Raw genomic sequence first — 12,883 nt, 5'->3', positions numbered from 1 at the left:
AGTTAATAAAATAAAGCAAAGTAATTTTATTTTAGTTAACAAAATAAGCTATTACCTTGATCTGTATCAAAGATTAATAACAATAATTGTCAACTGATTAAATAATCTTCATTTAACTAACATATAAAAATTATGTCATGCTTTCTAAGACTACTGTTCAATAAGAGAATAAATTAGGTATTATTTTATACTAATGCTTTACGAATGAAGCCATTATTTTGTTCTAGTTTTGTTTTTGCTTGCTGAGCGGTTAGTCCGGCAAGAATCATTAAAATAGCTGTTTTACAATGTTGATTACATTGATTTAACGTTGTTATAGCTGTATCTCGGTTGCAATCAGTGGCTTGCATAACAATTGATATTTGCCTTTCAACAAGCTTAGCATTAGTGGCTTCAACATCAACCATTAAATTACCATAAACTTTGCCGATTTTAATCATACTGGCTGTTGTTAACATATTGAGAATCATCTTTTGTGCAGTGCCGGCTTTCATTCTTGATGAACCGGTAATGACTTCGGCTCCGACAATAGGGGTAATGGCAATATTAGCCAAACTAATCATTGGTGCATTAGGATTGCAACATAAACTTAACACTGTAGCGCCAAGTGATTTTGCATATTGCATGCCACCAATAACATAAGGTGTGCGCCCACTAGCCGCGATACCAACTAAGATATCTTTACCACTAAAATTAATATGTTTTAGATCATTAATCGCCAATTCAGGTGAATCTTCTGCGTTTTCTACCGCTTTAAATATGGCAGGGTGCCCGCCAGCAATTAATCCAACCACTTGCTCAGGTGATGTTCCGTAAGTAGGCGGACACTCACTGGCATCTAAAATTCCTAACCTCCCCGAGGTGCCGGCACCAAGGTAAATTAAGCGACCATGATTTAGGAAAGCATGGCTGATTGCATCAACTGCAATAGCTATATTGGGTAGCTGTTTTTCGACTGCGATTGCTACTTGTTTATCTTCATTATTAATAATTTGCAGAATTTCAAGTGTCGATGTGCAGTCAATATTTTCACTAACACTATTACGATTTTCGGTGACCATAGCCGATAGATTAATGTTTGGCATGTGATTTTAATCCTAACCATACAAAAGCAATAAGAATGGCAAATAGCATACCAAAACCGACGCCAATTGTAATGACTGATAATCCACCAGCGACAGCTAAAGTATAAGCACTAAGCATAATCATCATTGCACTATACTCACTTAAGTTCTGTATCGAAATAACACTACCTGCACCGATAAGCTCTTTACCTATTTTTTGAATTGACGCATTTAGTGGAACTAAAAAATAACCGCCTAATGCACCAATCACAACTAATAATATATAAGAACTAATCATATTACTTTGTAGCGTGAATGCGATAACCGCCAATCCCATTAATATTCCTGCTGGAATACAGCGAAAGGTATTGGATATTGAAACCGTCGCACTAGCAAGCCCTGCGCCAACAACAATACCTATTGCCACAACCGCATTTAGATTAGTTGGCGTTGAATTGTCGGTAATACCTAAAACAATTGGTACCCAGCTGATTAATAAGAAACGCAGAGTAATGCCGGCTCCCCAAAATAGGCTAGTGCCGAGTAAAGTATAAAGTGTTTGTTTATTGTTGAAGATGATTTTAAAGGTTTTAGCAAAATCTTTTATCATACTCATAAACTTCCACTCAATATCTTGTCGAGCAGCAGATAGTTTGGGAATAAAAATATTTGCTATCATCGCCAGCCCATACATAACAACACAAGTAAGCAACGCTAATGTAATATTTAAATCAGCAATATGGCCACCGGCAAGTGAACCAAGTAAAATAGCTGCAATGGTTGACGCTTCTATTAAGCCATTCGCTTTAACTAAATTATCGCCAGAAGTAAGTTCTCCTAAAATACCATATTTTGCTGGCGAGTAACCGGCAGCGCCAACACCGACCAAAAAATAACCTAAAAATGGATTGATATTTAAGCAGATAAGCGCTGCACCTAATAATTTAACCCCATTTGCAATCATCATCGCTTTGCCTTTCGACATACTGTCAGCAAATTGACCAACAAAAGGTGAAAGAAGGATAAAAGGAATTACAAAACCGATTTGCAATGCTGATTGGCTCCATTCTGGATAATGGAGCTGCTTAATAAAAGCAAGGATAGCAAAAAAAATTGCATTGTCAGCAAAGGCTGAAAAAAACTGCGCTAGCATGGTCGCAGCCATGCCAACTGATAACAATGGTTGTTTAGACATATCGAATCCTTGCTGTTATTGATTCTCATCGGCCATTTTGCGTAAGGTAATAAAATCGATTTTACCTGTACCCAATAATGGTAACTCTTTAACAACACGAATATCTCGAGGGATCGCTAATGCCGGGATACCTAAATCCTGCGCTGCTTGATTCAGCTGTTCCCTAGTTAATTTAGTCGAGGTTGTAAATAGCACAATAGCCTCTCCTTTGGCTGCATCGGCTTTTACTGTTGCGCCATGCATGGCATCAACATCGACCTTTTTAGCTAAAGCTTCAACACTTTCAAGTGAGACCATTTCGCCAGCAATTTTTGCAAAACGTTTTAATCGTCCTTTGATAGTTAAAAATTCATCTTTATCAATTGCAACGATATCTCCGGTATCATACCAACCCTTGTCCACATTACCATTTTCATCAATAGCAACAGGCTCTTCAAGTACCCCTGGTTTTTCAACCCGTAAGTACCCCTTCATTACGTTAGGGCCTTTAAGTTGTAGCTCTCCGCCATTGCTAATACCTGGAACGGGTATTAATCTTGACTCCATGCCCGGTAATAAACGACCAACAGTACCAGCTTTAAATGCCATCGGTACATTAAGAGCAACAACGGGTGCACATTCGGTTACACCATAACCTTCTAAGATTCGAATACCGTATTTATCTTTCCATTGTTCACGCACCGCATCAGAAAGTTTTTCAGCACCAGCGACTACGTAGCGTAAACGCATAAAATCGTATGGATGTGCATAACGGGCGTAGTTGGCTAAAAATGTTGGTGTGCCAAATAACACCGTACAGTTTTGGTCATAAATGATTTCCGGTACCATACGATAATGTAATGGGTTTGGATATAGAAACGTACGACTGCCAGAGAACAACGGTAAAAATAAGCCTGCAGTGATGCCAAAAGCGTGGAAAAGAGGTAACGCCGACATAAAACGGTCTGCAGGCGTTGGATCGATAACAGTACGAATTTGTTCGACATTAGCCAATAAACTGCCATGGCTATGCACAACTCCTTTCGGATTGCCTTCTGAGCCGGAAGTAAATAGGACTAATGCCTCGTCTTGACTTGATTGTCGTCGTTTAACTAATCGAGGAATGTATTGATGTACAGCAACGTATAGTTTATCAAAAAAGTTCAAACTACTACGCAAATCTTCAAGGAAATACCAATTTACATCGTTAATTTCTTCTAATAGGTGATCAAGCTTCCCTTTTTTAATAAATTTACGTGAAGTAATAATGGTTTTTATTTCAGCTGCAGTAATTGCACAGGTTAATCCTTTAGTACCAGCCGTGTAGTTGAGCATTGCTGGAATACGATTTTTAACTGATAAACCAAAAATAGTGGCAACAGTAATTGTTGCATTAGGTAGTAATAGGCCAACTCGTTCTTTCGGTTTGGTAATTTTAGAAATAATACAACTTACACCGATGATTTGCTTAAGTAAGTTTCGATAGGAGGCTTCATGAGTGGTAGGGTCTTGAACCATTCGTGATTTTACGCCATAACGAACTTGAGCTTCGAGCAAAGCTTCAAAAAGGGTTAATTTAGGGCGACTTGCCATTCTGGCATTCATCATAATTTGATGTAATTTTTCGCCAGCTATATATCTTCGATCACTTGCTTTTGCTGCGTCAGGCATTGGGATTGATTTTGGTTCCAATACATGAATTGTAATTTTTGGAAATAGACGACGTTTAAATAGGCCTTTTAAGCGACTGGTTAAGGTAAATTCGGCTCCTTCTATCCAAACAGGTACAATGGTCGCCTGAGAACGTGCCGCAACAAATGCCGCACCGTCATAAATCTTCATTAATGATCCGGTTATGGTAATTCGACCTTCCGGAAAAATAACAATTGGTCGGCCTTTTTCAATTTCACGGACCAATTTTTTTATTGCCATAGGACTTAATGGATCCATTGGCACAAAATCGACATAGCGTTTGGCTAAACGAACTAGCCAGTGATTAATATATCCTGCGTAGATAGCAAATACTGGTTTTACTGGTAAAAATACGCCGATTAAAACGCCATCTAGAAAGGAAACATGATTAGGGGTGATAAGAAGTCTGTCTTGTTTTAGGTTATCAAGATTACCTTGAATCTTGACATGGAATAAAATCATTAAAAAAAATTTTAATATTTTAAATAACATCTGATTTCTCAATTTCCGTGCAAAATTGCACTCTGTCATAATAGTGAAAATAATTGCAATATACAAGAAGCTAAATTTCAATTGGATTTAATTGAAATTAAACAATTTGTTATGCGAATTCTTCTAGTTTGAAATATTAATTAATAGACAATAAATAGTAAAAAAGTAAAATAAAAGTTAAATAACTGTAAGGAATGAAAATGTTAGTTTTAACAGCTCAAGATATCCAACAATTTTATACCATGAAAGATGCTGTAGAAGCAGATAAGCAAGCATTAAAAATTTATACTAAAGGTAATAGTGAAGTGCCTTTACGTATTAATTTTGATATGCAAAAAGGACAATGCCTAGTTATGCCTGCCCATATTAAAGAAAACGATGTTGTTGGTTTAAAGATTGTCTCGGTTTTTCCTGATAATCCTAAATTGGGCAAACCATCAGTTCCGGCACAAGTGTTTATGATCGATCCTCAAACGGGCGAAGTTTGTGCGATATTAGATGGCACATTTGTTACGCAATTGCGAACCGGTGCGGTACAAGGCGCTGCCACGGATTTATTAGCTAAAAAAGATGCTAAACGAGCAGTATTAATTGGTACTGGTGGGCAAGCAGCGGCACAACTAGAAGCTATGTTAACGGTACGGCAGTTAACCGATGTAGCTATTTATGGACTTGATGCCAAAAAAGGCAAGCAGTTTACTGAAGAGATGAAACAACGATTTGGCCATTTTTCGGCTAACCTCTATTTTTCACAAGATTTGGATGAAGATATTCGCCATGCTGATATTATTACTTCAGTGACTACATCAAAAGAAGTGACTTTCAATGGTGAGCTAGTTAAACCCGGAATTCATATCAATGGTGTAGGTGCTTACACACCTGAAATGCACGAAATCCCAAGTAATATAGTGGCAAAAGCAGATATTCGTGTACTTGATACTAAAGATGGTGTATTTGCTGAAGCGGGTGATATTATCGACCCAATTAATCAAAATTTAGTCACAAAACAAGATTTTTATGAATTGGGAGATTTAGTTATCGACCCGCAAAAATGTCGTCAAAACGATCAGCAAATCACGTTATTTAAAACAGTGGGAACGGCAGTTTTAGATGTCTATGTCGGTTATGATATTTATCAGAAAGCTAAACAAAAGGGTATTGGAACTACTATCTAATAATTGTTTTTAACTCCAAATCATCCCTTAACCAAAAATTTGAGGAAAGGGGTTTTTTAATGTCTAAAATTGGCATTAATAGTGCTTCTTATGAATATTAATAAGAAGTTAGTTCTATAAAATCAAAAATTATAGGAAAGGTTTTTTTAGCGCTTAAAATTGTCGTTAATGGTATTACTTATTAACATCAACAATAGATTAGCCATAAACAATAAAATAATGCGAGGTAAGGGCGGTTCTAAGATCGAAACTTAGCTTTTCAGCTCTTCTTTTTGTGAGCGCCCCAGTAATGACATGGCTGCCTGTTTTGGATCTTTATGTTCGTAAAGTACTTTATAGATTTGTTCAGTAATAGGCATATCGACATGATATTTTTGTGCTAATGACCAGACTTCTTTGGTATTTCTACAGCCTTCAACCACTTGAGCAATGATCTCTTGTGCTTCTTGAATTGATTTGTTTTGACCAAGTAAAATACCAAAACGACGATTACGAGATTGATTATCGGTACATGTCAGCACCAAATCGCCTAATCCTGCCATCCCCATAAAAGTGGCGGGATCGGCACCAAGTGCTTCGCCTAATCGCATCATTTCAGCCAATCCTCGAGTGATTAATGCTGTTCTGGCATTAGCACCAAAACCAAGCCCATCCGACAATCCAGCACCAATGGCGATCACATTTTTGACTGCTCCGCCAAGTTGAACACCGATAAAATCTTTACTGCTATAGACTCGAAACGATTTACTACAGTGGAATAAATTTTGTAGTTCTGTTAAAAATTGTTTATCAGTTGAGGCAACAGTAACTGCAGTGGGTAAACCAGATGCCACTTCTTTAGCAAATGTAGGACCAGAAATAACCGCTAATGGAATTTTGTCACCTAAAACTTCGCGTGCAACATCTTGTAATAATCGTCCAGTATCAACTTCAAGCCCTTTCGTTGCCCAAACAATTTTACTATCCTTTCTTAACAATGGTTTTATTTGTTTAAGAATACTACCAAACGCATGGCTAGGTACAACAATAAGTAAAATAGGTGCAGCAGCAACAGCAGTGGCTAAATCAGCTTCAATTTGCAGTTGCTCTGGGAAAGGGATATCAGGCAAAAACTGTCTATTTTGTCTATCATGCTGCAAAATAGCCATCTTATCTGGGTTATGTCCCCATAATAAGGTTTCATGGCCATTACGTGCTAGTAATATAGCTAGCGAGGTTCCATAAGAACCGGCGCCAATTACAGTCACTGCAGCATCTTTACTCATATATAATCCAATAGACTCGATTAATCAACCAAACAATTACAATTATTGTAAGGTTTCAGTTGCACTATTTTGCGCTTGTTGTTCTTGTTGTTGTAAATAGTTAATGAACAATGCTTCAAAATTTACTGGTTCTAAATTAAGCTGTGGGAATGTTCCTTTATTCACTAGGCTTGAAATAACTTCACGCGCATAAGGGAATAAAATATTTGGACAATAAGCACCAACACAATGTTGAATTTGTGCATCATCAAAACCAATAAGCGAGAAAATTCCTGATTGAGTAACTTCACAAATATACACAACTTCTTCTTGCTGTTTTACCGTTACGGTAACACGTAAAGAAACTTCATGCACTTCATCACTTAATGCTTGTGATGCTGAATTTAGCTCTAAATTCATTTCTGGTTGCCACTGCTTAGTAAAAATTTCAGGGACATTATTGGTTTCAAAAGAAACATCTTTAGTGTAAATACGTTGAATTGCAAATTGTGTTTCAGGTTGTTGTGTATTGTTTTGTTCTGTCATGATAAAACCTTATTTTAAAATTATATTATTTTCTAACCAATGGTAAGTTTTCGCCGTTCCAACCAGCAATACCATCTTTTAATGTAAATACATGTAAAAAACCTTGTTTGACTAATACTTCACCAATACCTGCTGATGTTAAGCCATTTTCATCAATCACAATAATGATGTTTTCTTTAAATTTTTCAATAGTTTTCGCACTAGCATTTTTAATATCAACGGGTAGAATGTTGTGTGATTCAGTAATATGCCCTTTTTTGAAGCTATCTGCTGAACGAATATCAACAATAACCGCATTTTGTTTATTGATCATATTAATTGCTTGCGCGTTATTAATTATTTTCACTTTTGACAATTTAATTTTTACGGTTAATACAATGATTGCAACAAATAACACAATCCAACCTAATGAAAGTAAATGATGATTTTTGACAAAAGGTATAATTTCGAGCGTAACAAAGTCCATACTTTTATGATTACCTAATTTATTAAAAATAAGATAAGATTATAACGATATTGTCTACTGAAATACAGATCTAAAGGGAGAAATCTTATTTTAAGCTAATAAGAACTAAAGATCCTAAGAAGAGAATTAATGTTATTCAGACGATTTATCTTACTGGCATTGCTTTTAGTTACTGTAATCTTGTCTGTTTTAGCCGAACCAAATAATTATGCTACAAATAAAACTGTAAACTTAGATCAAAACATGCAAATAACAGGTGAACCATTATTGTTTGACCTAAATTTAACCTGTCGAGAATTTTTCTAGAAATTGATGCCAATGCACCCGATTATTTTCAATATTATGATTGTCAAATGCAAGATGAAGGTCAAACATGTTCAATAACTGTAATTTATAAAATCGACGATAAATATCCTAAGTGAACCCATTAATACTTGATAAAAACTATGGGGATGGGGGAACTGAAATATTTATGCTGTTATTGGCATCAATAAAATCCAGTAATGATCGTTAATTCAAAATATATTTTATTATATGAAGCGTCGTTTTTTTTTAATGAAACATTTAAACGTGATGGGGATGAAATGATTTTTTATTTAATCATAATCGGTTTTCGAAGATTTGATATATAACTTAGTTAAGAAGCATCGCCAATTAATTACTTTGTCATGGAGCAAAATTGTGGCATAAATGGTTTATGTGACATTTTGGTGCATTATTTTGGTGCTTTATGCATTATCATGGTGCATTAATGCTTTTTCTGCTATTATTTAATCACTAAAAACCGTCTAAAATGGTTAATGAAAAACTGGCATCATATTTGCATATAATTTAATAAATAGGCAAAATGCCTTTAACTGAACAATTATTATATGTCCTCAATGGAGAAGCTACATGTCTACACAAAAAGTTTTAACGCTAATAAAAGAAAACGATGTTAAGTTTGTTGATTTACGTTTTACTGATACTAAAGGTAAAGAACAACACGTTACAATTCCTGTAAGTCAAATCGACGCTGATTTTTTTGAAGATGGTAAAATGTTTGATGGCTCTTCCATTGCTGGTTGGAAAGGCATTAACGAATCAGATATGGTGTTAATGCCAGATGCATCAAGCGCAGTGATTGATCCATTTTTTGAAGATGTAACATTAAATATTCGTTGTGACGTTTTAGAGCCAGCGACATTACAAGGTTATGACCGTGACCCTCGCTCAATTGCTAAACGCGCTGAAGAGTTTTTAAAATCATCAGGTATTGCTGATACGGTTATTTTTGGACCAGAACCGGAATTCTTCTTATTTGATGATGTGCGTTTTGGCTCACCAATGTCTGGTAGTTTTGTACATATTGATGATATCGAAGCTGCTTGGAACTCAGGTACTAAATACGAAGAAGGTAATAAGGGGCATCGTCCAGGTGTTAAAGGTGGTTATTTCCCACTTCCTCCGGTTGACTCGTCACAAGATATTCGTTCTGAAATGTGTTTAATCATGGAACAACTTGGTTTAGTGGTTGAAGCTCATCACCATGAAGTTGCAACTGCAGGCCAAAATGAGATTGCTTGTCGTTTCAATACATTAACTAAAAAAGCTGACGAAGTTCAAATCTATAAATATGTTGTCCAAAATGTTGCTCATGCTTATGGTAAAACTGCGACATTTATGCCTAAACCAATGTTTGGTGATAACGGCTCTGGTATGCACTGTCACCAATCGCTTGCTAAAGATGGCGTAAACCTTTTTGCTGGTGATAAATATGCTGGCCTTTCTGAAATGGCGTTATTCTATATCGGTGGTATTATCAAACATGCTAAAGCGATTAATGCTTTTGCGAACCCAGCGACTAACTCTTATAAACGTTTAGTACCAGGTTATGAAGCACCAGTTATGCTTGCATATTCTGCACGTAACCGTTCTGCATCAATTCGTATTCCAGTGGTTACTAGCCCTAAAGCGCGTCGTATTGAAGTTCGCTTCCCAGATCCAGCAGGTAACCCATACTTATCATTTGCAGCGCAATTAATGGCAGGTTTAGATGGTATTATCAATAAGATTCATCCGGGTGATGCGATGGATAAAAACTTATATGACTTACCACCAGAAGAATCTAAATTAATCCCACAAGTTGCAGGTTCACTTGAAGAAGCGCTAAATGCTTTAGATGCCGATCGTGAATTCTTAACTCGTGGTAATGTATTTACTAATGACACTATTGATGCTTATATTGACTTAAAACGTCAAGATGTTGATCGTGTTCGTATGACACCACATCCGGTTGAATTTGAACTCTACTACAGTCTATAAGTCATTATTGTATTACTTAAAGCTTTAACCACCGCTGAAGGGCGGTGGTATCTAATGAGAACGGAGAGCCAACGATGACATTTGATAATGAATCTGATGCAAATCTTGTTCTCGACTCAATGATTACCAATATTTTATTACTTGATAAAAAACTCAATATTCTTTATGCCAATACCGCTGCACAACAGTTACTTGCTCAAAGTTCGAAAAAAATATTAGATAGTTATTTTCCCGACCTATTAGGTTATTTTTCCCTCGATATTGAATTGATGCAAAATGCATTAGAGCAGAATCAAGGTTTTACCGATAGCGAAGTTAATTTAGTCATAAACAATGAATTACATATTTTATCGTTAACTGCACAATTGCTGGCTAACGGCCATGTGCTAATCGAAATGGCACCATTAAATAGTCATAAAAAGTTGAGTCAAGAACAATTACAGCAAGCTCAACAAAATGCTGCCCGTGAATTAGTGCGTGGACTTGCTCATGAAATTAAAAATCCACTTGGTGGGCTAAGAGGAGCGGCGCAATTATTGTCACGAGAACTACCTAACAATGAGTTGCAAGATTATACAAAAATTATCATTGAACAGGCAGATAGGTTAAGAAATTTAGTTGATAGGTTATTAGGCCCTCAACAGCGGTTACAACAGAAACAACAGAATATACATCAAGCGATCGAACGGATCTATGCGCTTTTATGTTTAGAAAAACCGCTAAATGTTGAAATTATCCGCGATTATGATCCTAGTTTGCCTGAATTCACTCATGATTCAGAACAGATTGAACAAGTGGTTTTAAATATTGTGCGTAATGCCTTACAAGCAATTGATTCAAAATCTGGTTGTATTAAGATTAGAACTAGAACTGCATTTCAAGTCACCTTGCATGGTCAACGTTACCGACTTTGTGCGCGTATCGATATTGAAGATAATGGCCCTGGAGTTCCAGTGCATATTCAAGATACATTATTTTATCCAATGGTTAGTGGTTATGAAGGCGGTACCGGCATTGGTTTGTCTATTGCCCATAATATTATTGACCAGCATAATGGTAAGATTGAATTTAATAGTTGGCCAGGTCATACTGAGTTTTCTATCTATTTACCAATCAAACAATGAGGTTAATGACAATGAATGTTTGGATTGTTGATGATGATAGTTCAATTAGATGGGTTTTAGAAAAAGCGCTTACTAACGCTCATTTTAACTGCATTAGTTTTTCAAGTGGTCAAGAAGTGATTGATGCTTTAGTTAATCATCCACAGAAGCCAGCAGTATTATTATCCGATATTAAAATGCCGGGTATTGATGGGTTATCTTTGCTTAATTATATCAAAGAGCAAATACCTAATTTACCGGTGATTATTATGACTGCTCATTCAGATCTTGATGCTGCAGTGAATGCTTATCAAAAGGGAGCTTATGATTATATTCCTAAACCTTTTGATGTCGATGAAGTCATTCAATTGGTTGAGCGGGCTATTTTACAAAGTCAAAGTAATAAACCTAATAGTTCCTCTACTAGCAAAGCTTCTACTGGTATTATTGGTGAAGCACCCGCCATGCAGGAGGTGTTTCGTATTATTGGACGACTCTCTAAATCATCTATCAGCGTACTAATTAATGGTGAATCAGGAACGGGTAAGGAGTTAGTGGCTAAAGCTTTGCATACTCATAGCCCACGCTCACAGTCACCATTTATTGCATTAAATATGGCTGCTATTCCTAAGGATTTAATTGAATCTGAATTGTTTGGTCATGAAAAAGGTGCATTTACGGGTGCCGCTCAAATAAGGCATGGTCGATTCGAACAAGCTAACGGTGGAACGCTTTTTTTAGATGAAATTGGTGATATGCCATTGGATGTGCAAACTCGGTTATTAAGAGTTCTTGCTGATGGTCAATTTTATCGGATAGGTGGTTATTCACCTGTAAAAGTTGATGTACGTATAATTGCAGCTACGCATCAAGATTTACAAGCTAGAGTAAGGGAAGGTAAATTTAGAGAAGATTTGTTCCATCGACTAAATGTGATTCGTATTTTATTGCCACCATTACGTGATAGAGCGCAAGATATACCTAAATTAGCTGAACATTTTTTACGTACCACCGCCAAAGAATTAGGTGTTGAAAGTAAAGTGCTAAGCCCTGATGCTCTTAATCTTTTATGTCTGTTCAATTGGCCGGGTAATGTAAGGCAATTAGAAAATGTTTGTCGTTGGGTAACAGTAATGTCATCCAATAATGAAGTTTATGTGCAAGATTTACCTCCAGAACTATTACAATTATCGGCTTCTGATGGCTCAGCTAATTATGAGGTTCTTACCAATGTAACCAATCAGATATTACCAGAAACCGATTGGAAAAAACTGTTAGAACAGTGGGCTAAACAAGCATTATTAGCTGGTCAAACCGGAATTTTGACGCAAACAGTGAGTGATGTTGAAAAAATTTTATTAAAGTGTGCACTTAATTTTACTCGTGGACATAAGCAAGATGCAGCGAATCTGCTTGGCTGGGGGAGAAATACTTTAACAAGAAAACTCAAAGAATTATCAGATGATAATTGATTATGATAGCATGCCGATTTTTTCGGCAATAAGTCATAATGTTATTATCTAATGTTTTTACCAATTTATTTATTATTATTTTACTGTTTGCTTAAAGTTCATTGAACACTTATTTATTTTTAGTTACAATCGAATGCAAATGATAATTATT

Annotated in this window: 11 protein-coding genes; 5 read left to right on the top strand and 6 right to left on the bottom strand. The window is 36.1% G+C overall.

Features of this window, described 5'->3' with window-relative positions; translation table 11 throughout:
- Positions 1 to 185: 185 nt before the first annotated feature.
- The 3 genes from murQ to aas are packed head-to-tail and all read right to left on the bottom strand — an operon-like array spanning position 186 to position 4,422.
- Complete coding sequence (gene murQ, locus H3U96_RS07175) at positions 186 to 1,085, bottom strand: N-acetylmuramic acid 6-phosphate etherase (RefSeq protein WP_232347762.1); 900 nt, start codon at positions 1,083 to 1,085, stop codon at positions 186 to 188.
- A complete protein-coding gene (gene lplT / locus H3U96_RS07170) occupies positions 1,072 to 2,259 on the bottom strand; it encodes a lysophospholipid transporter LplT (protein WP_198196125.1) in 1,188 nt (395 codons plus the stop codon). Before lplT ends, murQ begins: the two co-directional genes overlap by 14 nt.
- A 15-nt stretch (positions 2,260 to 2,274) precedes the next feature.
- A complete protein-coding gene (gene aas, locus H3U96_RS07165) occupies positions 2,275 to 4,422 on the bottom strand; it encodes a bifunctional acyl-ACP--phospholipid O-acyltransferase/long-chain-fatty-acid--ACP ligase (protein WP_198196123.1) in 2,148 nt (715 codons plus the stop codon).
- A 200-nt stretch (positions 4,423 to 4,622) separates the two neighbouring features.
- Here aas and H3U96_RS07160 point away from each other — a divergent pair, with 200 nt between their 5' ends.
- On the top strand, positions 4,623 to 5,597 hold the full coding sequence (locus tag H3U96_RS07160) for a hypothetical protein (protein ID WP_198196121.1): 975 nt from the start codon (positions 4,623 to 4,625) through the stop codon (positions 5,595 to 5,597).
- A 251-nt stretch (positions 5,598 to 5,848) separates the two neighbouring features.
- Here the strand turns inward: H3U96_RS07160 and gpsA are convergent, their stop codons facing one another.
- From gpsA to H3U96_RS07145, 3 genes are read right to left on the bottom strand one after another with little or no spacing between them, the layout of a single operon-like run.
- On the bottom strand, positions 5,849 to 6,862 hold the full coding sequence (gene gpsA / locus H3U96_RS07155) for an NAD(P)H-dependent glycerol-3-phosphate dehydrogenase (RefSeq protein ID WP_198196119.1): 1,014 nt from the start codon (positions 6,860 to 6,862) through the stop codon (positions 5,849 to 5,851).
- Positions 6,863 to 6,904: 42 nt separating this feature from the next.
- Complete coding sequence (secB, locus tag H3U96_RS07150) at positions 6,905 to 7,387, bottom strand: protein-export chaperone SecB (RefSeq protein ID WP_086320457.1); 483 nt, start codon at positions 7,385 to 7,387, stop codon at positions 6,905 to 6,907.
- 25 nt (positions 7,388 to 7,412) lie between these two features.
- Positions 7,413 to 7,853 carry a rhodanese-like domain-containing protein gene (locus tag H3U96_RS07145; protein WP_065651523.1) on the bottom strand — a complete coding sequence of 147 codons (441 nt, stop codon included), beginning with the start codon at positions 7,851 to 7,853 and terminating at the stop codon, positions 7,413 to 7,415.
- A gap of 129 nt (positions 7,854 to 7,982) precedes the next feature.
- Here H3U96_RS07145 and H3U96_RS07140 point away from each other — a divergent pair, with 129 nt between their 5' ends.
- From H3U96_RS07140 to glnG, 4 genes are all read left to right on the top strand, one after another.
- Positions 7,983 to 8,159 (top strand): hypothetical protein, encoded by a 177-nt coding sequence (locus H3U96_RS07140; protein WP_165601679.1) that lies wholly within the window; start codon positions 7,983 to 7,985, stop codon positions 8,157 to 8,159.
- Between the two features lie 588 nt (positions 8,160 to 8,747).
- Positions 8,748 to 10,157 carry a glutamate--ammonia ligase gene (gene glnA / locus H3U96_RS07135; protein ID WP_034900760.1) on the top strand — a complete coding sequence of 470 codons (1,410 nt, stop codon included), beginning with the start codon at positions 8,748 to 8,750 and terminating at the stop codon, positions 10,155 to 10,157.
- A 74-nt stretch (positions 10,158 to 10,231) separates the two neighbouring features.
- Positions 10,232 to 11,281, top strand: a complete 1,050-nt coding sequence (gene glnL, locus H3U96_RS07130) for a nitrogen regulation protein NR(II) (RefSeq protein ID WP_034900758.1) — start codon at positions 10,232 to 10,234, stop codon at positions 11,279 to 11,281.
- Positions 11,282 to 11,286: 5 nt separating this feature from the next.
- Positions 11,287 to 12,732, top strand: a complete 1,446-nt coding sequence (glnG, locus tag H3U96_RS07125; RefSeq protein WP_198196118.1) for a nitrogen regulation protein NR(I) — start codon at positions 11,287 to 11,289, stop codon at positions 12,730 to 12,732.
- Positions 12,733 to 12,883: the final 151 nt, after the last annotated feature.

The sequence above is a fragment of the Gilliamella sp. M0364 genome, assembly GCF_016100565.1.
GTDB lineage: Bacteria > Pseudomonadota > Gammaproteobacteria > Enterobacterales > Orbaceae > Gilliamella > Gilliamella apis.
This window is presented reverse-complemented; position numbering and strand designations above follow the sequence as displayed.